General features: G+C 45.3%; 17 protein-coding genes. 7 read left to right on the plus strand and 10 right to left on the minus strand.

Annotated elements, in window-relative coordinates:
* Positions 1–20 precede the first annotated feature (20 nt).
* Positions 21–1,610, plus strand: coding sequence for a glycoside hydrolase family 16 protein (locus tag NIASO_RS15470; RefSeq protein ID WP_008587384.1), 1,590 nt, complete (start codon positions 21–23; stop codon positions 1,608–1,610).
* Between the two features lie 244 nt (positions 1,611–1,854).
* Here the strand turns inward: NIASO_RS15470 and NIASO_RS15475 are convergent, their stop codons facing one another.
* The 6 genes from NIASO_RS15475 to mqnC all read right to left on the minus strand — a co-directional run bounded on the left by NIASO_RS15475 (position 1,855) and on the right by mqnC (position 9,056).
* Positions 1,855–2,745 carry an alkaline phosphatase gene (locus NIASO_RS15475; protein ID WP_245605191.1) on the minus strand — a complete coding sequence of 297 codons (891 nt, stop codon included), beginning with the start codon at positions 2,743–2,745 and terminating at the stop codon, positions 1,855–1,857.
* A 1-nt stretch (position 2,746) separates the two neighbouring features.
* Positions 2,747–3,241: an asparaginase domain-containing protein gene (locus NIASO_RS15480; protein ID WP_008587388.1), complete on the minus strand. Its 495-nt coding sequence runs from the start codon at positions 3,239–3,241 to the stop codon at positions 2,747–2,749.
* A gap of 276 nt (positions 3,242–3,517) precedes the next feature.
* Complete coding sequence (locus NIASO_RS15485; protein WP_008587389.1) at positions 3,518–5,125, minus strand: Na+/H+ antiporter; 1,608 nt, start codon at positions 5,123–5,125, stop codon at positions 3,518–3,520.
* A gap of 328 nt (positions 5,126–5,453) precedes the next feature.
* Complete coding sequence (locus tag NIASO_RS15490; protein ID WP_008587391.1) at positions 5,454–6,206, minus strand: DUF5995 family protein; 753 nt, start codon at positions 6,204–6,206, stop codon at positions 5,454–5,456.
* 345 nt (positions 6,207–6,551) lie between these two features.
* The gene (locus tag NIASO_RS15495; protein WP_008587393.1) at positions 6,552–7,847 is read right to left on the minus strand and encodes an NAD(P)/FAD-dependent oxidoreductase; all 1,296 of its coding nucleotides are present in this window, start codon (positions 7,845–7,847) and stop codon (positions 6,552–6,554) included.
* Positions 7,848–7,931: 84 nt separating this feature from the next.
* Positions 7,932–9,056: a cyclic dehypoxanthinyl futalosine synthase gene (gene mqnC, locus NIASO_RS15500; protein WP_008587394.1), complete on the minus strand. Its 1,125-nt coding sequence runs from the start codon at positions 9,054–9,056 to the stop codon at positions 7,932–7,934.
* Between the two features lie 327 nt (positions 9,057–9,383).
* Between mqnC and NIASO_RS15505 the strand changes: the two genes are divergently transcribed.
* From NIASO_RS15505 to ygiD, 5 genes are all read left to right on the plus strand, one after another.
* Positions 9,384–9,749 (plus strand): HesB/IscA family protein, encoded by a 366-nt coding sequence (locus NIASO_RS15505; protein WP_008587396.1) that lies wholly within the window; start codon positions 9,384–9,386, stop codon positions 9,747–9,749.
* Positions 9,750–9,782: 33 nt separating this feature from the next.
* Complete coding sequence (locus tag NIASO_RS15510) at positions 9,783–10,757, plus strand: TerC/Alx family metal homeostasis membrane protein (RefSeq protein ID WP_008587398.1); 975 nt, start codon at positions 9,783–9,785, stop codon at positions 10,755–10,757.
* A gap of 1 nt (position 10,758) precedes the next feature.
* A complete protein-coding gene (locus NIASO_RS15515) occupies positions 10,759–13,236 on the plus strand; it encodes a bifunctional UDP-N-acetylmuramoyl-tripeptide:D-alanyl-D-alanine ligase/alanine racemase (protein WP_025299046.1) in 2,478 nt (825 codons plus the stop codon).
* 154 nt (positions 13,237–13,390) lie between these two features.
* Positions 13,391–13,867: a GNAT family N-acetyltransferase gene (locus tag NIASO_RS15520; protein WP_008587404.1), complete on the plus strand. Its 477-nt coding sequence runs from the start codon at positions 13,391–13,393 to the stop codon at positions 13,865–13,867.
* 85 nt (positions 13,868–13,952) lie between these two features.
* Positions 13,953–14,786: a 4,5-DOPA-extradiol-dioxygenase gene (gene ygiD / locus NIASO_RS15525; RefSeq protein WP_008587406.1), complete on the plus strand. Its 834-nt coding sequence runs from the start codon at positions 13,953–13,955 to the stop codon at positions 14,784–14,786.
* A 22-nt stretch (positions 14,787–14,808) separates the two neighbouring features.
* On the opposite strand, the gene NIASO_RS15530 is transcribed toward ygiD, so the two are convergent.
* From NIASO_RS15530 to NIASO_RS15545, 4 genes are all read right to left on the minus strand, one after another.
* A complete protein-coding gene (locus tag NIASO_RS15530; protein WP_008587407.1) occupies positions 14,809–15,318 on the minus strand; it encodes a DUF1003 domain-containing protein in 510 nt (169 codons plus the stop codon).
* 444 nt (positions 15,319–15,762) lie between these two features.
* Positions 15,763–16,878 (minus strand): glycoside hydrolase family 130 protein, encoded by a 1,116-nt coding sequence (locus NIASO_RS15535; RefSeq protein ID WP_008587409.1) that lies wholly within the window; start codon positions 16,876–16,878, stop codon positions 15,763–15,765.
* Between the two features lie 2 nt (positions 16,879–16,880).
* Complete coding sequence (locus NIASO_RS15540) at positions 16,881–17,624, minus strand: LytR/AlgR family response regulator transcription factor (protein ID WP_008587411.1); 744 nt, start codon at positions 17,622–17,624, stop codon at positions 16,881–16,883.
* Positions 17,624–19,240, minus strand: a complete 1,617-nt coding sequence (locus NIASO_RS15545) for a sensor histidine kinase (protein WP_025299047.1) — start codon at positions 19,238–19,240, stop codon at positions 17,624–17,626. Before NIASO_RS15545 ends, NIASO_RS15540 begins: the two co-directional genes overlap by 1 nt.
* Positions 19,241–19,719: 479 nt before the next feature.
* Here NIASO_RS15545 and NIASO_RS15550 point away from each other — a divergent pair, with 479 nt between their 5' ends.
* Complete coding sequence (locus NIASO_RS15550) at positions 19,720–20,415, plus strand: lipoprotein signal peptidase (RefSeq protein WP_008587413.1); 696 nt, start codon at positions 19,720–19,722, stop codon at positions 20,413–20,415.
* Positions 20,416–20,522 lie beyond the last annotated feature (107 nt).

Raw genomic sequence — 20,522 nt, forward strand, 5'->3', positions numbered from 1 at the left:
AAATATAAATCAAAACAACAATGCCCCGTATTTTTCTCGGTATAATAATTTTTCTGATAGGAAGCCCTGCAATTATACAAGCGCAGCAAAAAAAAGGGCTGCAGTTGCTGGGCACCCGTAGTTGGATACGCGTAAGCTGGGATCCTGTTGCGGGCGCAGACCTCTATCGTATTTACTGGGCAGCCGGCGGGAGCAAAACAACGGCTGGAAATGCTATTGCGAAAGCAGGAACAAGCAGGTTTTATATACAAAATGTTCAACCCGGAGCCATCTGGACCATATTGCTGGAGCCTGTTGTAGCAGGCAAAGCCAAAGGGCTTTTGACCGGTACAACCCGTACGCAGAAAAATTGGGTAACTGACAAATCTGAATTAAAAGAACTGCAAAGCAATCCCAGCTCCGGTGCGGTGCCTAGAGGCATGCAACTGGTTTGGCAGGATGAGTTTAATGATTCACTTTTAAATAGAAATAAATGGACGGCCAATTATTTTTCAACGTTCAATTATATGGATACGGTTTCCAGGAAGGAGATGCTTGAAAATAAATTACCGCAGCCGGCCTATACATTGAACGGAAAAACGATCAACCTTTTTGTGAATGATTCTTTGCCGGTGCGGTTATACACGCCAAAGGGAAATCAAAAAATATCTTCCATTCAAACCTACGACTGGCGTACCAATGAAAACCTGCTTGACAACAGCCGCGGCGGCTATTTTGAGGTAAAAGTAAGAAGAAGTAAAACGGGGAATCCCAAGGGCGTGAATACAGCTTTTTGGTTTGATTCTCCCGGACCTGATCTGAAATATTACTTGGAGCAGGGTTCGGAAGTGAACGGGGTGAAAGGGATACGACCGCCCGGGCAGGTTTTTGAAATTGATGTGTTTGAATTGCTGAACGCCCAGTTTGTTTTACACGGCCAGGTGGATAAGAACGGGAAATTTATACATAACCTTGCCACTCATATCACAAAAGGGGTGGAGCATGAAAATAATTGGGTAACGCATGGTATGTTGTGGACGCCTACGGGAATCAGGCATTATATCAACGGTAAATTAATGGGGGAGTATACAGACAAGCATAAAATTTATGCGCCCGATCATTTTATGAACGTATTCCTGGGAACCTACGGATCTGGCGGCGGCGTGAATATGGAAGTAGATTATATCCGCTATTACAACTGGCCCTTAAAAAACGGAAATGAATTACCCAACCCCGGTTTTGAAGATAGCGGCAGCCTGTCGCCCTGGGAAGGCACAGGAACGATAACGGCTGATGCAAAAAGAACGGGCCGCTATGGCGTTTTGTTAAAGCCGGGGCAGCTAATTGAGCAGCACGTTTATCTTAATAACAACAGGGCATACCAATTGGCTTACCAGTCAAAAGGAAAAGGCGAATTGCAAATTGCGATCGATAATGTAACTCCCGTAAACGGGAAATTGAATACTATAATAACAAAGAAAGAAAACGGGCAAGCCGGTTTTTCAGAAAAAATAATTCATTTTAAAACCGGACCGGCATATGGCAACAATATGAAAACGGTTCACCTGGGCTTTATGAATACGGGGGCTACGCCCATAATGTTGGATGATATTACGATAAAAAAGCAGTAACGATTTTTTATTGGCCACAACAGCACCGAATACACAGCGTTTTCAGCGCTGCTGTGTTTCAGTGGTATTTTTTACATTTCTTGCAAACGTCATCCCGACGTCTGCGAAGCTGAGGAGGGATCCAGTGCTTATAGAAATAAAAAATAATCAATAAGGAATGAGAAAGGACATTGCGTTAGATTAGCGATTTTCGTTGCTGAAACCCAATCTGCTTTTACATTCTACATTTAATATTTTACATTTCTTATTTCCCCATAGCCTCCGCAACCGGCTGTCCCCGCCAGCTTTGGGGCATTTTTAGTTTCAGAAGCCATGCAATAGTTGCAGCAGTATCGTAAGTAATAATGGTATTATGTAACTGGTGCCCTTTTTTTACTCCGGGTCCATACATGACCCAGGGGATCTGCACCTCGTCCAGCGATTTACCGCCATGGCCTTTTCCCTTGCCGCCATGATCGGCGGTAACCAGGATGATGGTTTGGTCTGCAATTCCGGCATCCTTTACGGCGGCTACGATTTTACCGATCCGGGCATCTACATTTTTTAATTCTTTATAATATTCAGGAGTACGATGCCCGATAGTATGTCCCACACCATCCGGCTGATCCAGATGGACAAAAGTCAGTACCGGTTTCTTTGATCTTATGATAGCCGCTGCAGTATCAGTGCAAAAATTGTCGTTGTCCTTTCCGGCAACGCGTATCGTAGTAGCTGCTTTTGCAATCAGGGGATCAATACCCTGCCAGCTATAAATGAGGGCGGAAACAGCGGTTGGGCGCTGTTCTTTTAAAATGCTGAAAATGGAAGGAAATAACCCGTACCGGCTGCTGTCGGCAGAAGGTATTTCCGGAACAGCGCTGTTCCATTCTGTATATCCATGAACGGTTGGTCCGGCGCCCATGAGCATAGAGGCCCAGTTTACCGCGCTGGAGGAAGGCAACACCGAGCGGGCGCTTAACGACGAGGAACCTTCCCGCATCAGTTTTTTTAAATTTGGCATGTCAGCGTCCGGAACTGCGTAAGCGCCAAATCCATCACAACCGATCAATACCACATGTTTAATAACTGGCGGTTGGGCATGTAAAAAAGTAAGGGATAATATCCCCATTATTAACAAAGAAATTTTCTGGATCATATCAGATTTTTTGGAGCGCTTCAAATACGCCGGTTTGCCGGTTCTTCCGCACATTGCTGGCTTTAAAATATTGCCCGTTCATGGCTACATATACGCCATGGGGCAGGGATTGGGCAAAGGCAATGGCGCTGCCCAGGTTAAAGAACCCGTCGGAACTACCAAATTTTATAGGGATCATAGCGCCGGTAAGCACGATGGTTTTATTTTTTATTCGTTCGGAAAGCAGTTGCGCGGTAACAGACATGGTATCTGTGCCGTGGGTGATCACGATCTGGTCTTCTTCGCTTTGCTCGCATTGATAGGCGATGAGCTCGCGATCTTCATCGGTCATCTCCAGGCTATCCACCATCATCAATGTTCTGATTTCCACCGGAACCGTATTGCGGCCTTTTTCAAGCAGTTCCTGCAGGTGGGTGTCTTTAAAATACAATTCGCCATTCAGCATATTGTATTCCTTATCAAAAGTACCACCGGTTATAAAAATACGTATTGCCATGCCTGCAAAAGTATTATTTATATAGCAAAGGCAGGGAGTAATTGTGAATGTTAAATAAGGAATATTAAATGTAGAATGTAAAAGTAGACTGGTTTTCAGAAATGAAGGTCTCTAAACTATAGCGAAATCCTTCCTTGTTTTACATTCTCCCTACGGGAACATTGAATCGGGAGAGGTCAAATGATAGACGTAGGCCCCTCCCGTTTATCGTCTCACTTCTCTCGACAGCACCCTTGAAATTTGCACCATATGAATAGCCTGCCCGTTGCATATTGTTTAAGCTGTCGTGCTTCTCAGCCGCGCTTCCTCCAGGTCCAGTTCATATTCTTTTTCCTTGATGAGCTCTTCATCGAAATCGGCATTGATCCGGTAAGATACTAATTCAGCCCGGCGTACGTCCACCAGTTCCAGCAGCAGGGTTTTAAACCGGCGCATGCTATCTTCTTCCCTGACGGGCGGACCGCCGTTGTCTGATAATTTTTTTTGCTTCACTTCGATCATATGCGCGTAGCGGTTGCGTAGCGCTTTGAAAGGTTCCTGCTCCCGTAATTGCCGGCTGTAATGCGTGTCGATAAATTCTAAACAGGCCTGCGCCAGTTGCACTTTTAACAGGTTGTCCTCCGCTTTTCTTTTTTGAAACCGGGTGTCGTCTTCTATCTTCAGTAAACGGATAATGGGCGTAATGGTGAGGCCCTGGACCACCAGCGTAATAAGGATCACCACAAATGTTATGAACAGGATGAGGTTCCGGTAGGGGAATTCTGTTGTTCCTTTTAAGTAAAAGGGGATTGACAACGCCGCAGCCAGCGAAACCACGCCCCTCATGCCACACCAGGCAATTAAAAATACTTCTTTATTGCCTGGTAAATAGGAAGAGGTTCTTTTAGGGAGCGCCCGTCTCAAAAAAATAAAAGCATATACCCACACGATCCGTATAACAATAACCGCAAAGCTGATGATAAGACCGTAGTACAGCGCCTCTTTTACAGTATTGCTCGTAAAATTATTTACGATGTAAGGCATTTGTAACCCTATCAGAACAAAAATAAAACCGTTCAATAAAAAGCCGATCGTATCCCAGATGCCTGCAAGATTTAATCTGGACTCATAGGTGAGCGTATCATGCGCATGATAGCTTAGGAATAGCCCGCCGGTAACAACGGCGAGCACGCCGGAAAAATGCACACTTTCTGCTACCAGGTACATTACATAGGGAGCCAGCAGGGTAAGCGCAGCGTCAATAACGGGGGTGGTGGGAAAATGTTTGTGGATCAGCGAAACGATATAGGCAATGGCCAGCCCTATTAAAATGCCCATGCCCGCTACCAGGAAAAAAGACCGGGTGGCCTCCCAGAGGCTGAACGTGCTGGTTAGTACCGCCATCAGCGCAAAGCGAAACACGATAAGGCTCGAGGCATCGTTCACCAGGCTTTCACCCTCCAGCAGGTTGGCGATGGTGCGGGGTACTTTTAATTTGTCAAGCACCGCACTGGCTGCCACCGCATCCGGCGGAGAAATAATGCCTCCTAGTACAAAGCCCAGGGCAAGATCAAACCCCGGTATCAGTGCATGTGATAAATAGGCGATGATCACGGAGGTGAAGAATACCAAACCGAACCCGAGCGCACTTATGGAACGCCGCATTTTCCAAAAATCAGCCCAGGGCATTTGCCAGGCGGCAGAAAAAAGAATGGGCGGCAAAAAGATAAGAAACACCAGGTCCGGATTAATGCGCGTTTTGGGTATCCCCGGCAAAATACTGATGGCAATGCCGGCTATGACCAAAAATATAGGGTAGGGGATCCGTAATTTCCCGCTCAGCATCGTAAGCAGGGTAATTACAAAAAGCATGGAAAGAATCAATAAAAGACTGCTTTCAATCATACCTTAAAATTCGGAATTATAAAGGAATAATCCATTAGTAGCGCTACTGTATTTCTGCACCCCCGGATTGATTCTTTACAGAAGAACAGGATCTGGGGAATGTAGAATAAGAAATGCAGAAGGGCATTATTTCAATACAATTCAATGCTTGTTCTTTTTGATTCGGATAAAAAGCAATTCATTCTATCTCAATGTACAGATCTCGAATATTTTTCGTTGGTAATGCTGTATTCAAAATTTCATTGACAGATTGCTTTCTGCGAATCGTCTTAATTGTTACCCTGTTACCGGGAGGAGCGAATTTGCCGGTTCAACGTTATATCGTAGTCTAATCCTGACTAAGAAAAGTAATGTTTTGGGCAATATCTTTTTGCTCGCACGCTTTAACCCCCTTCAGCAATAAGGTGGTCCACCCGCCGGGTTGAACGATTCGCTGCGCTACCGTTGTTACCACGTTGTCGTAAGTATTGATGATGGGCGCTTCCTGCTGATTGCCTGCTGCACAAAGCAGCAGGGCATTGTTCCAGGCGGCATCGCGGGCTTTCGAAATACTGAAATTTAAAACGGCGTTGGTTGTGGAGGGGTCCACCAATGCAATAAAACGCATGGGAAATGCGATTTTGGTAAGATCGGCCTGAACAGATTGAAAGAAACCGGCAATGATACTGTTTATTTTCAGATAATCGCTATGCAGCGAATCAATAGTTTGCGGAGTGCTGACCTGTGCTGCGGCAATAGCCAGGTCAAGATTGATGTGGGCGTTCATCCCCAGCAAGAGGTGTTGTAAAACAATGAGGCCGTCGGATGTGGCAGCTTTGAATGCCGTGTTCCAGCAATCAGCAGGAGTGGCGCCGTTCGCAAACTGGGTGTAGGCTGCAAAATAACGATTGGCAAAAACAACATCCAGTTGTTCCATACGGGCCGGGTTCTCAAACGATCCGTTTTGAATGCCCTGCCACACGCCCCGCGTCATTTTGCGGTACAGGGCCGCGAAATATCCAAACCGCGATGCTTTTATAGTGCAGTCGCTAATAATTTGATCCAATATCGAAATAACTTCCGGAACAGACGCAGCCAGCATGTAAGTATATTTTCTTAAAGATACACCTGATGCGCCAACAAGGGAACGTATGACAAATTTATCTTTTAAGCTCTGGCAGGAGCGGCGTGTTTATAGAAAATGTATAATGAAGGGATTGGGCTTCATAGAAGCCCCGTGTTTACGCGGTCCCGCTGAGGCGGGAGAGCCGATGCGCATCACTACGAGGATACTATAAACACAAGGCTCCGGAGGAGCCATAATAATTCTGTCCGCATTCAACGTTTTTTATCAAAAGTGAATTTGTTATATCAGCCAATTATTTCGATATGCACGAGCCGTTCACGTTTATCGTCTGACGTTTCACGACTAACCGATAATGGTATTTTAACCGGCGTCATTCTGTTTTCCCGGCTGCTGATCGCCCGCCCTGATGATCATACGGAAATACTGGTCCATTGTAAAATAAGCACCTACCCAGTTGTACAGCGTTCTCAGCCGGTTGCGGAAATTTAACAGGGACATCACGTGTATAAACAACCAGATCAGCCAGGCGATAAACCCATTGAAATGTAATTTTGGTTTTTCAAGATCGGCCACGGCTTTATTCCGGCCAATGATCGCCATGCTTCCTTTGTCGTTATAGATAAAGGGCTTCCGGGATCCTTCCGGAAGTAGCAGGTTCTTACCAAGGTTCTTTGCCTGTTGAATAGCTACTTGCGCCAATTGCGGGTGCCCGTTGGGAAAAGCCGGGTCGGTGGTCTGGATACAGGTATCGCCGAGGGCATAGATATTGCTAAAGCCGTTTATTTTATTAAAAGCATCCACCAGCATTCTTCGCGCGCGTCCGTAAGCTTCTGTTGGAATGCCTTCAAATGTCTGGGCGGTTACCCCTGCAGCCCATATAAGGGTGGTGGTGGCAATGGTGGTGCCATCAGAAAGAAAAACGGTGTCGTCTTTAAAATCCTTTACGGTGGTGCCTAATTTTATAATAACGCCCAGTTTTTCTAAAGATTCCTTTGAATAATGCTGCGATTGTTCGGACATAGGCCCCAGCACGGCTTTACCGCCGTCTACCAGGTAAATTTTACCTACCTGTCTTCCGGCCAGTTCGGGATAGTCCTTCTGCACAATCTTGATACGCATTTCGGCAAACATTCCGGATAGTTCCACACCCGTAGGTCCGGCCCCCGCAACAACAATGGTCGCCAGTTTTTTGATGCGGTCAAGATCCTGGATACGGGTGGCCTCTTCCAAACGGTCCAGCAGCGTATTGCGCATATAAAGTGCATCGCTCAGGGTTTTCATGGGTATGGCATGCTGCTCTACGTTTTCCAGTCCAAAGAAATTACTTGCCGCCCCGGTAGCCAGCACCAGGTAATCGTAAGCGAGCTCGCCGTTGGAAAGGATTACTTTATTTTCATCAGGAAGAATTTTCAACAGATCTGCCATCCGGAAATGCACGTTGTGCTTGCCTCTTAAAAAACGGCGAAAAGGGTAGCTGATGCTGGAGGGTTCCAGGAAACCTGTTGCCACCTGGTATAACAAGGGAGGAAAGAAATTATAATTGTTTTTGTCGACCAGGGTTACATCAAACCCCGGCTTGTTTTTCAACTGCATTACCAGGTTCAGACCAGCGAAACCACCGCCGATGACAATTACCTTTTTTGAACTTTGATCCATATTGTTTCGTTTGAGGTCTGATGTTTGACGTTTGAGGTTGGATGCAGAAAGAACATCAAACCATAAACAAAAAACATCAAACGATTAATAGTTGACCACCTGTTCCTCAATGGTTTCCGGTATGGGCCGCCATTCATATTGCTGCGTGCGCAATTGGGGCTCAAAACCCGCTTCACGTATGGCTTCCTGGATGGATTTATACGTGAACCGGTGGGGGGCGCCCGCAGCACTCACCACGTTTTCCTCGATCATGATGCTTCCAAAATCATTGGCTCCCGCGTGCAGGCACAATTGGGCAGTAGGTTTCCCTACCGTGAGCCAGGAGGCCTGGATGTTTTTAATATTGGGCAGCATAATGCGGCTCAGGGCCACCATCTTAATATATTCTTCAGTAGTGGTCAGGTTGTGTACGCCGCGGATCTTTGTCAGCAGGGTATCCACGTCCTGGAAAGTCCATGCAATAAAGGCGAGGAAACCATTCGCCCTCTCAGGTTTGCGGTGCTGGACTTCGCGTATTTTTACCAGGTGCTCAAAACGCTCTTCAATCGTTTCCACATGCCCGAACATCATGGTAGCGGAAGTCGTAATATCGAGCTTATGCGCTTCGTGCATAATATCCAGCCATTCCTGTGCGCCACATTTACCCTTGCTGATGAGGCGGCGCACCCGGTCTACCAATATCTCCGCGCCAGCGCCTGGTAAGGAATCCAGCCCGGCAGCTTTTAATGCCTGCAGCACCTCCTTGTGATTGCTTTTCTCCAGCTTGGTAATATGCGCTACTTCAGGAGGGCCTAAAGCATGCAAGCGTATATCGGGGAACTCCGCTTTTATTTGCCGGAAGGTATCTACATAAAACTGAAGCCCTAATTCGGGATGGTGGCCGCCCTGCAATAATAACTGATCGCCGCCATAACGAATGGTTTCTTCGATCTTTTTACGATAAGTGGGCATATCCGTTATATAGGCCTCGGGGTGGCCCGGGATGCGGAAAAAATTACAGAATTTGCAATTGGCAATACACACATTGGTGGTATTTACATTGCGGTCAATCTGCCAGGTCACTTTTCCATGTGGTACCTGTTGTTTGCGCAGTTCGTCTGCAATAAACATTAAATCTGCCAGCGGGGCGTTATGGTACAAAAAAACACCTTCTTCCACACTTAAAAACTCAAATGCCGCTGCTTTTTTATAAAGATCTTCTAGAATCATGATTTTAAATTACATGCAAAAGTACGACAGATTCCTTTAATGCGGAAGCTCCAAAAGATCCCGAACAGGGCAAACGCATCTAAATGTTGTCAGGGAGCGTTTTTGTCGGGCTAACGAATAGCTTTCTGTGTTTCTGAGCTTCTGTGGCTAATTTTGGCCACTGAAACACTGAAAAACACTGAGAAAACGGAACAATATTCTACACATTCCGCGATTTCTGCGGGAAGCGCTAAAAGCGTATTTAAATGCTACCTTTGCACTACTAAATGACCCCGGTTCAAACAATTTTGCCACCAGGTTGTTTTAGTTACTCAATTAAAGTTCAAAATGACGGAAACAGCAAAAAATACCTTCCCCGGTAATATTTACGTAAGTGAAAGTGCCAAAAAACGCATCCGGGAGATCCTGGCTGAAAAAGAGGCGAAAGATGAAGCGGGTTACTTTTTGCGGGTAAGCGTAGTAAGCGGCGGCTGTTCCGGGCTGAGTTATAGACTCGACTTTGATAAAGTGCAAAAGCCTATGGACCAGGTATTTGAAGATAATGAAGTTAAGGTGGTTACCGATATGAAAAGTCTTTTATACCTCCTGGATACCACTCTTGAGTTTTCTGAAGGGTTAAATGGGAAGGGATTTTATTTCAATAATCCTAATGCTTCCCGTACCTGTGCCTGCGGCGAAAGTTTCGCTGTTTAAATAAACCATTCTTACTAATAACACGCTATACTAATGACAAATGAACAAATCACTTATCTCGTTTTTGGGATAGTGATGATCTTTGCCCTCGTTTTTGATTTAGGCCTGCTGAGCAAGAAAGGCAAGGTGGTTACCATCAAACAAGCCTTGTTGCAAACCCTTTTCTGGGTGGCTTTATCGCTCTGCTTTTTCGTATTTGTGTGGGTGGAGGATGGCAAAACATTCGCACTGGAATACATCAGCGCCTATCTGATGGAGTGGAGCCTGAGCATTGACAATATATTTGTATTTATTCTTATCTTTTCCGCATTTAATGTTAAGGAGAAGTATTATGGCCGTGTACTGCTTATCGGTATTTTAATGGCCATCGTATTCCGTGTTATATTTATTACGGCCGGTGTGGCGCTGGTGCACCGGTTCGAATGGATATTGTATATTTTTGGGGCCTTCCTGCTTTATACAGGAATTAAAATGTTTGCCTCCGGCGATGACGAGCAGGAAAAAGACCCGCATGATTACCCCATCTATAAATGGATCAAAAAGCTGATCCCCCTGGTGCCACATGACGGGGAGGGAAAATTTGCCGTAAGAGAGAATGGGAAAAAGCGTTATACCATCTTATTCGTGGTGGTATTGATGCTGGCCGGTATCGATCTGGTTTTTGCGCTGGATTCGATCCCCGCAGTGATGGGCATTTCCAAACACCCCATGGTCATCTATACCTCAAATATTTTTGCTGTTTTAGGCCTGCGCTCCCTGTTTTTCTTACTGAGAGGCGCGGTAAACAAATTCGATTATCTGCAACAGGGCATTGCCATAGTACTGATATTTATTGGCGCCAAAATGCTTGGAGAGCATTGGATCAACCAATGGTTGAGCAAAGAACTGCAGGTTGTGTTGTCTCTTGGGGTGATCGTACTTTGCATCACCGGAAGCATTATTTTTTCGATTTACAAGAAAAAGAAAGGTGTTCCGGAGGAAGTTGAGGACGGCAGCATAAATTTGTAAGGTGGCTGGTCAAAAATATTCCATAGCACAATTGGCCGTAGTATTAAGGCTCCCGGCAATAACAGCGGATGGAAACGTAGATACCTTGCTGACCGATAGTCGCAAACTAAATAACCCCGCTGCTTCTTTATTCTTTGCCTTACCGGGACCCCAGCGCGACGGGCAGGCGTTTATACCAGAATTATATAAAAAAGACGTCCGGTATTTTGTAGTACCTGAAGATATGGACACATCAGGGTACCCTGATGCTGTTTTTTTGAAAGTGCCGGAGCCCCTGCACGCCCTGCAAACCATCGCCGCTTTTCACCGGCATCAATTTTCCATTGATACGATCGGTATTACCGGCAGTAACGGGAAAACGGTTGTAAAAGAATGGCTGTACCAGTTGCTGCAATCCTACAGAAATATTGTCCGCAGTCCGAAAAGCTATAACTCGCAACTGGGCGTTCCGTTAAGCATTTGGCAAATAGCGGCTGAAAATGATCTGGCAATTTTTGAAGCTGGCATCAGCAAGCCGGGGGAAATGGTTCGCCTGCAACGGCTTATTGATCCCACTATCGGAGTGTTAACTAATATCGGATCGGCGCACAGCGAAGGGTTTGTAAGTGATGAGGAGAAGCTATCAGAAAAACTGGACCTCTTCAGCCATGCAAAAGTTATTATTGCTAACCGGGATAATAAATTGATTGCATCGGGTATTAAAAAAACCGGCGTACCTTTTTTTTCCTGGGGTACGGATGAAAGCGCCTCCGTTCAGGTTGTTGAGATAAACACCGGAAACGACGCTACTATTATCAGCTTAAAAGAAAAAGAAGGCGCCCCTTTTGAAATAACGATACCGTTTACAGACAATGCGTCTGTTGAAAATGCCATTACCTGCGCCACGGTGTTATTGTACATGAAATTTGACAGGGAGATGATTGTCCGTGGAATGAAAGCGCTGCAGCCGGTAAACATGCGGATGGAGTTTAAGCAGGGGATCAATAACTGCACCATCATCAACGATAGTTATAGTGCAGATCTTACTTCGCTGGACATTGCGCTGCAATTTTTGGGGCAGCAGGCAAAAGGCAGGAAACAAACAGTGATCCTCTCTGATTTTTTTGAGAATGGCATCAACGATCAGCAGTTATATCCCGCTATTTACGCGCTTTTAAAGCGGTATGGTGTACAGCGGTTGATCGGTATCGGGGAAAAAATGCAAACGGTGCTGGCGGTGTTGATACGGCAAACAGACGCTATTGACGCCACTTTTTATTTAACAACGAAAGAGTTCCTGCAGCACTACCACAGTACACAATACCGCGATGAATACATCCTGGTGAAAGGCGCCCGGCGATTTGGTTTTGAGCGGATCGTAACCTTGCTGGAACAAAAAGTTCATGAAACCGTGCTGGAGATCAACCTGGATGCGGTGGCGCATAACCTGAAAGCCTTTCAGCAACAGCTTCGCCCCGGAGTAAAACTGATGGCAATGGTAAAAGCCTTTGCCTATGGCAGCGGGGCCGCTGAAATAGCAAGCGTGGTACAATTTCATAAAGCCGATTATTTAGGTGTGGCTTACGCCGATGAAGGCGTAGAACTGCGGAAAGCGGGCATTACCATCCCGATTATGGTTTTAAATGTGGAAGCCTCTGCGTTTGATGCCATAACGGATTATAATCTGGAGCCGGATATTTTCAGTTTTGAACTGCTCAATTCTTTTGAACAGCACATAAAAAATGCAGGGTTAAAAAATTACCCGGTTCATATTGAAGTGGAAACAGGAATGAACCGTTCGGGTTTTGCAATGGAGGCGATAGTTGTATTGGCTGACCGCCTGGCGCGCAATGAATTTATAAGAGTGCAATCCTGTTTTTCTCACCTGGCGGCCAGCGAAGACCGGGTGGAAGACACTTTTACCCTGCACCAGTTTACCCTGTTAAAAAAAGCCGCTGCTACCCTTGAACAAATAATCGGGTATTCATTTATAAAACATATTGCCAACACATCGGCCATCCTTCGTTTCCCTGAACTGCAGTTGGATATGGTGCGGCTGGGGATCGGCTTGTATGGAATCGGAAGCACTCCGGCTGTTTCGTTACAAACAGTAGCTACGCTAAAGACAACGATCTCACAAATTAAAAGGATACAAAAAGGCGAAACAGTAAGCTATAACCGCCGGGGGATTGCAAAAGAAGATTCTGTTATCGCCACCATCCGGATCGGCTATGCCGATGGATATAACCGAAGACTGGGAAACGGAACGGGAAAAGTTTTTGTCAACGGGCAACTGGCACCGGTAATGGGCACCGTTTGTATGGACATGACCATGATCGACATTACGCATATCCCTGAGGTGAGGGAAGGCGATGATGCAATTGTATTTGGCGCTGCCGTTACGGTGCAGCAACTGGCGGAATGGGTTGGCACCATTCCTTATGAGATCATGACGGGCATCTCGCAACGCGTAAAACGGGTGTATTACGGGGAAGGATGATTATAGTATAATGTCATCGTCGCCTCCGTGGCTGCTGTCGTCATCGTCATTTCGAACCCGACCTCAGGAGGGGAGAAATCCCGTTGTTTGAGAACGGAATCCCTCACTCTGTTCGGGATGACGATCAAACGGTAATTGTTGTAATAGTATCACAATGGATCTACAATTTCTCACAGCAACATCGGAATCCGATTTTAATGCGGGCCGGCAATTGTTCAGGGCTTATGCTGCTTCGCTGCCGTTTGACCTGTCGTTCCAGGGTTTTGAAGAAGAGCTGGCATCTATTGAAGTGCAATATGGAGCGCCGGAAGGGGCGCTGGTATTGGGTTTCGATAGGTTAGTACCTGTTGCCTGCGCCGGCATCCGCAGGTGGAATGAAACAACAGCCGAACTAAAACGGATGTATATTGATCCTGCATGCCGTGGACAGAAACTGAGTGTCAGGCTTATGGCAATTGCCCTGGAAAAGGCGTTGCAACTGGGCTATGAAAAGATGGTGCTGGATTCTGTGGGCTCCATGAAAGCGGCGATCCATTTATACGAATCCTTTGGGTTTGAAAAAATTGCCCCCTATAGATTTAATCCTTTTGAGGATGCGGTTTATATGGAAAAGCGGCTGAAAGAAGAGTAGGGTTAAATATAAAATGGTGCAGGGTATCGGGAAAGGTGAAATGAGAGGCCTGAGCAGTTCCCGTTTCACGACTAATCAATAATAGATGCAAATAAAAGAATTAAATAAAATAACGACTTTCCTGGATAATACGGAAAAAATGCCGGTATTGTTTTTAGGACATGGAAGTCCGATGAATGCGATTGAAGAAAATGAGTTTGTGCAGGGCTTTCGCGATATAAAAAAAGAAATTCCGCAGCCGAATGCTATTCTTTGCATCAGTGCGCATTGGGAAACCCGCGGTACCTTTTTAACGGCGATGGAAAACCCGCCAACCATTCATGATTTTGGAGGGTTCCCAAAAGAATTGTTTGCTGTACAATACCCGGCCCCCGGTAGCCCAGAGCTGGCAGCCGCAACAAAAGCGCTCATCAAAGGAACGGAAGCGGGGCTAACTGATCAATGGGGGCTGGATCATGGCGCCTGGAGCGTAATCAAACATTTATACCCCGAGGCAGACGTACCGGTAATAGAAATGAGCCTGGATCATTATAAAACACCCCAGTGGCATTATGATCTGGCGGGGGAATTGAAACAGTTGCGGGAGAAAGGGGTGCTTATTATAGGCAGCGGCAATATGGTGCATAACCTGGGCCGTGTGGCCTGGGGGCACTTTAACACGGATAACTATGCTTATGATTGGGCGCTGGAAGCAAAAGAAAAAATGAAGGACTTTATTCTTGACGACGATCATCAATCGCTGGTTAATTACGATAAACAGGGCCCCGCTTTTCAACTGGCTATTCCTTCACCGGAGCATTATATGCCGTTGTTGTATGCACTGGCATTAAAAGATGACAGGGATAACATAAAACTTTTTAACGACAAGGCCGTAGCCGGATCGTTGACGATGACCTCGCTGAAAATCGGAACCGTCTGAAGTTGTTGTTGCATCGTCGTTGCTACCGCTGCTCTTTTAAGGCCTCAATTTCCTGCTGTAATTGTTGCAGCAGTTGTTGGATATGCAGGAGTTTCTGATCAGGCGTGGGTGTAGTTGAACCTTTATGCGGTTCATGAACAATGGCGGGCGTATCTTCTTCTGCATTTTCCTGCAGTTCTTCCATGTCTTCCTGGATCTCCTCTACATCCTCCTGTATCTCTTCCACATCCTCCTGCATTTCCTCTACATCTTCCTGTATTTCTTCGATGTCCTCCTGGATATTTTCAATATCGAGACTGTTTTTATTAACCGTCATCTGTATAAAAATAGCCAGGTAAATAGCTTCCAGCGAAACCAGGGTGGTCAACACCAGCAACATCTTATCAAATGTGGTAACGTGTAAGGCAGGTAATAAAAAAGACACAATAAATAACAGCGTATGTACCAGTAAAGAAGAGGTGGAACCAATCCACCTTGTGGCGATATCTGCTATATGTTCCAGTCTTGCTGCATTACGTATTTTTGATGCCATTTGGAATAATTTTTTTTGGTAAGCGGCGGTAAGTTAAGGCGAATAGTTGAAACAGCATCAGTTGTGATAGGAAGGAGGCTCACAGATTGCACGAATTCTCACAGAAAAGATCAGTGGTTAACGCGGATTCGATAGACGAATAATATTTAAGAATAGATCCCTTCTATTTGGTCCACAAAATAGGTATCAGCATGGCATGGCTATGGGGACCGATGGCTGGGCATACATAACACTTTATTCTTCTGCGAAAATCTGCGCTGATCAAGGAAACAGATCCGCAAAAATTTGCGGGAAACCTATTGCTAACGATCTTTTTTTTGTTTCACTTAAATATTTTTGAAGATAATGCCTCCAATTTTGTGGTTTTATTTGCTGCTCGTATCAAACTATCAATAGTTGGAAAGGAAAAAATCTGTGAAAATCCACGGAATCTGTGAACAATAATCACTTTCCTTTTGTATCAAATATTGCCACCCCCACTCTGGAATCAGCGCAACCATAGTATAAAAACCATTTGCCCTTATAGTAAACCAGTCCTTCAGTAAAAACAGTGCCCGCAGCATATTGTCCCGATCGCTCAAAGGACTCCGTCGGGTACAAAAAGGGCTTATCCAAACGCCCAAGCACTTTAGCCGGATCTTTTTTATCAAACAATACCTGCCCGGCGCAATAACTATGTGCAGCATACTTAGTGTCTCCCTTGTTGCCGGTGCTGTTTTTGCCGTTGTAGACCAGTAAAATCCCTTTGTCGGTAAGCAATGCCGGAGGGCCGCATTCTGTAAGGTCGCTGTCGAAGTAACCGTTCCGGGGGGCAATGACCCGGAGCAATTCTTTTTTTTCATCCAATAGCGGCGTCCAGTTAATAAGATCATCGGAAACCGCCGGGTTTACAAAATACTCGCCCCAGTACATCAGGTATTTGCCATTTATTTTTGCGATGACCTGTTTATCGTTTACCAGTTTTGTTACAATGGAGGCCGATTTGCTGGGGCGGTTCGCAAAACGACCTTCCCATGCGGTCTTAAACGCGGGGCCATGTTTGGTCCAATGTATCAGATCCCTGGAGGTAGCCACCGAAAGCCGCGGCGTTTTTAAATTCCAGGAAGTGTATAAAAGCACATACGTGCCGTTCTCCGTTTGGGCAACCCTCGGGTCCTCCGATCCTCCCGGCCAGTCAATAGCCTGCTGCCCGTCATGATCCGGATACAACACCGGCACCGGATGTATTTTCATAGCGATACCATTGGTGCTTTCCGCCACTCCGATCCGCGAGGTATGGCCGCCGATCTTATTTTCCCCGCTAACATCCTCAGCTCTAAAAAGCACAACGATTTTATTATCCTTCACAATGGCGGCAGGGTTAAAAGCAGCATTAGACATCCAGGCCACTTTTTTCCCCGACATAGGATCCAAAAAACTATGCTGATTGTCCGGAATAATCACCGGCTTTGCAGGCCTGGGGCGCACAAAAGGTCCTAAAGCCCAGGAGGGCAGTGGCGCTTGTGCAATACCGGAAATGCCAAAAAGGATTAATACTAAAGTCAGGAGATTTTGTTTCATAGTTATTTAAAGGCAATTGCTTTTTTTATAGTTTCTTTTTTGTTTCTGGATACCGGAATAGCCGCGCCGCCTGTTAGCAACAAACGGTCGCCTCCTTCCCGGATCCAGCTTTGAATATAAGCCCGGTTCACAATATAGGATTGATGACTGCGGAGAAAGCCGTGGTATTGCAACAGCTCTTCATACTCAAAAATGGGTTTGGAAGACAAATGCTTTTGCCCGTTTGTAAGATGTATAAACGTGTAGTTATTGCTGGCTTCACAAAATAAAATGGCGGCCACATCTATAAACAATGTTTCTTTTTTTGAAGGCACTGCAATTTTAGGCAGGCTTTTGTTTTCCAGCAATTGCAAAAGATTCTCTAACCGTTCGTTTTGTTTTTTTGTTTCAATATGTGCCAGGGCTTTATCAACGGCTTGTATTAATTCATCTATATGAACCGGTTTTAACAAATAATCAATAGCTGAAAACCGGATCGCCTGTATCGCATATTGATCAAAGGCCGTTACAAAGATCACTTCAAAGGAGGGGCGGGTAAAGGTTTTTAAAAGATCAAGCCCCGTTTTACCCGGCATTTGTATGTCGAGGAAAACAAGATCAGGATGGCTGTTCTTTATCAGGCGCACGCCCTCATCGGCATTGCCGGCGTGCCCAATAATGCTGATCTGTGGGCAGTAATTGGCAAGTAATAAAGAGAGATTCTCAATATTATTGGGTTCATCGTCTATGATAACAGCGGCCGGCATTATAACCAGTTTAAAAATAATAAAGAAAGGGTTGTACCTGTTGCATCGCTTTTGATCGATAGTTGAATAAGCGGATTGCCATAGCCTTTATTTAAAATAGCAATCCTTTCTTTCGACAGCCCCAGGCCATAACCTTCCCGGTATGAAGATACGTTAAAACCCGTGCCGTTATCTTGTATTCGGATCTGCATGTTTTCTTTTTCGCGAAGCACGCTGATCGTTAAAATTCCGTTGCTGCCGGATTTTGAAAAGACATGATGGATCGCGTTTTCTACAAAGGGCTGCAGCAGGAAGGGAGGGATTTGGGCGATAGAAGGCTGGAGGAGTGGGTCGATGGTCAAGTTATAAACAAATGCACAACGCAGTTGTTCCAGCTCTATATAGCCCTGCAGGTTTTTTAATTCTTTGTCCAGGGGAATCAGGTCCAGTTTGCTTTCCTGTAAGGTTTCCCTCAATAATGTACTAAAAGAAGACAGGTATTTGTTTGCATTTGGGATATCATTTTTATTAACAAGCCCTTGTATGGAACTGAGGGCGTTAAATGTAAAATGCGGATTGAGCCGGGCATAAATCTGTTGCAGCCTTTCCTGTGTTTTCTCAAATTCCTCTTTTACTTTTTTGATCCGCTGTTGTTGTTTGCGGTAGCGAAATATAAATAATAAAAGTGCAAACAGGAATATAATAAACGCAAAACAGGCAATCTTAAAGATTGCCGTTTGGTACCATGCCGGGGTTATTGAAAAATGGAATTCCTTGATGCTTTGGGGTTGTCGCTTAAACCGGATGCGGATAAGATAGTCGCCAGGATCAAGATTTTTCAGCAGGATATGATTGTTATCATATTCATTCGGTCCCCAGTCCCGTATTATTTTTCCATTCGATTCCAGGCGGTATTCCAGGGCCTCTTTTTTATAAATTGACGCATCAATTTTTAGTAAAATGGAATTTTCGTTATAGGGTAATTTTAAAACCTTTTTTTGCCCATCGGGTATATTCGCATATTGACGATGCCAGCCGATCTCGCGGGGGCCATTCGCGAAAAGGTCTTTATTGTTTACAATTTTTGAAAACTCAAGCGGATTATTGGAGGTGTACAAAAGGCTGATTTCGGGCGTTTGCAATTGCCAGTAAACTACCCAGGAGGAAATGATTTTTCCTTTATGGCTCCGGAGGTGCATAACAACGTAATTGCCCCAATTGGCGCTGTAACTGCCGGTAATTCCGCTACCCAACGGGATGCCTCCGATGGCTGTTTGTGTAAACTGATTGATGTGGGTCCACGGAGTGATGACGGTTTTATTATTCAGCAAAACGCTATATTCAAAATCATCAGTATTGTTTTTATTAACCTGCGGGATCAAAAAATAAATTCCTGCCGTGTCATAAACAAAACTTAAAGGCGTCAGATCGGTAAGGGAGCTATCTATAGCAATTTTATATTGTGGGTTCCAATGGGCAATGCCGACAATCTTAGTTGTGCAATTGCTATAGGTTCCGTTGTAGGGAACGGCAACACCCAGTGTGGGATAGAACGATGTGGAATAATTTTTCCAGTCAATTTGTGAGTGGGCTTTGGTAACTGCCAGTAGCAAACAAAAAAGGATTAATTTTTTCATGCAGTAAAACTAATACCGGTTCAGCGCCTTCAAAATACACATTTGGAATTGGGGTTGTTTTTTTGTGAATATAACCATTAAGGGAGGAATCGGGTAATTGCCCGACGCATATAATTCGAGTTTATTTTCTTTGAAGGCAGCACAATAGATTATTCATTCGTGCACAGGGCAAACGCATCTAAATTAAAAAAGAGAGAAACAGAGGCGTAGCCTCGAAAAATATTTCAAAAACGGGTTTCAACCCGTTTGAGGAGCAGACAAAATAGATGGAGAACCGTAGGTTCGGCCCATAATGTACCGTGCCGATGGCACTCCACTCACTGCATCGCACATAAAGCCGCGCTAAAGCACGGCTTTATGTAACCCAAACGAGCCGAAGGCTCTAAAAAATTTAGATGCGTTTGCCCTGCATTCGTGCATTGGTGGCCGTTTTCCTTTTTCTTTTACCCGTATCTTTGCCCCCGCATAAAAAATAACGGATGAAAGCTGGGAAATTAAGTACGTCGGTCATTGTAATCCTCCTCATTCTGGTGGTAGACCAGGTGGTGAAGATCTATATAAAAACACACTATCCGGTTGGAGAAGTAACCCGCCTGTTTGGCATGGACTGGGCACGCATTCATTTTATTGAAAACTCAGGCATGGCCTGGGGGTGGAAATTTGGTAATGAAGCCGGCAAAGTGGCGCTGACGCTGTTTCGCCTGGCAGCGGTGATCTTTGGCTCCTTTTTGCTGGTAAAATTTGCAAAAGAAAAATACACCCGCGGCTTTATGATCTGCGTAGCGCTGATCTATGCCGGGGCCCTGGGAAACCTGATCGACAGTATGTTTTACGGGATGCTCTTCGACAAAGGACTGCATTTTGATCCGGCCTTCGGCGATTATATTGGTTATGAAGGTATTGCGAAGTTTGGCGGACATGGCTACGCTTCGTTTTTACACGGCAGCGTAGTGGACATGCTTTATTTTCCCATGGTTAAAACCCATTATCCCTCCTGGTTTCCGGGGGTGGGCGGCGAGCCGTTTGAATTTTTTGCCCCGATCTTTAATATAGCCGATGCCGCCATCTCCACCGGGGTGATCGCCCTGCTGGTATTTCAAAAGAGATTTTATAAGAAAGTTGAGGAACCGGCTGCAATTACAAAAACCGAAATCAGGGAAGAACAGGTAAGCTAAGTTTGGCGATAAAACCATTCGAATCTAAACCACTAAGGAATTACGCTCATTAAGAAATCGCTTAATGAATCTCAACTGCTTAATGCCCACCCCGCCAGAATGAATCC

Source organism: Niabella soli DSM 19437 (genome assembly GCF_000243115.2).
Taxonomy (GTDB): Bacteria; Bacteroidota; Bacteroidia; order Chitinophagales; family Chitinophagaceae; genus Niabella; species Niabella soli.

Excerpts from the sequence above, each read along its gene's own strand:
- NIASO_RS15470 (WP_008587384.1), top strand. The coding sequence starts at position 21 with ATGCCCCGTATTTTTCTCGGTATAATAATTTTTCTGATAGGAAGCCCT.
- NIASO_RS15475 (WP_245605191.1), bottom strand. The coding sequence starts at position 2,745 with ATGATCCAGAAAATTTCTTTGTTAATAATGGGGATATTATCCCTTACT.
- NIASO_RS15480 (WP_008587388.1), bottom strand. The coding sequence starts at position 3,241 with ATGGCAATACGTATTTTTATAACCGGTGGTACTTTTGATAAGGAATAC.
- NIASO_RS15485 (WP_008587389.1), bottom strand. The coding sequence starts at position 5,125 with ATGATTGAAAGCAGTCTTTTATTGATTCTTTCCATGCTTTTTGTAATT.
- NIASO_RS15490 (WP_008587391.1), bottom strand. The coding sequence starts at position 6,206 with ATGCTGGCTGCGTCTGTTCCGGAAGTTATTTCGATATTGGATCAAATT.
- NIASO_RS15495 (WP_008587393.1), bottom strand. The coding sequence starts at position 7,847 with ATGGATCAAAGTTCAAAAAAGGTAATTGTCATCGGCGGTGGTTTCGCT.
- mqnC (WP_008587394.1), bottom strand. The coding sequence starts at position 9,056 with ATGATTCTAGAAGATCTTTATAAAAAAGCAGCGGCATTTGAGTTTTTA.
- NIASO_RS15505 (WP_008587396.1), top strand. The coding sequence starts at position 9,384 with ATGACGGAAACAGCAAAAAATACCTTCCCCGGTAATATTTACGTAAGT.
- NIASO_RS15510 (WP_008587398.1), top strand. The coding sequence starts at position 9,783 with ATGACAAATGAACAAATCACTTATCTCGTTTTTGGGATAGTGATGATC.
- NIASO_RS15520 (WP_008587404.1), top strand. The coding sequence starts at position 13,391 with ATGGATCTACAATTTCTCACAGCAACATCGGAATCCGATTTTAATGCG.
- ygiD (WP_008587406.1), top strand. The coding sequence starts at position 13,953 with ATGCAAATAAAAGAATTAAATAAAATAACGACTTTCCTGGATAATACG.
- NIASO_RS15530 (WP_008587407.1), bottom strand. The coding sequence starts at position 15,318 with ATGGCATCAAAAATACGTAATGCAGCAAGACTGGAACATATAGCAGAT.
- NIASO_RS15535 (WP_008587409.1), bottom strand. The coding sequence starts at position 16,878 with ATGAAACAAAATCTCCTGACTTTAGTATTAATCCTTTTTGGCATTTCC.
- NIASO_RS15540 (WP_008587411.1), bottom strand. The coding sequence starts at position 17,624 with ATGCCGGCCGCTGTTATCATAGACGATGAACCCAATAATATTGAGAAT.
- NIASO_RS15545 (WP_025299047.1), bottom strand. The coding sequence starts at position 19,240 with ATGAAAAAATTAATCCTTTTTTGTTTGCTACTGGCAGTTACCAAAGCC.
- NIASO_RS15550 (WP_008587413.1), top strand. The coding sequence starts at position 19,720 with ATGAAAGCTGGGAAATTAAGTACGTCGGTCATTGTAATCCTCCTCATT.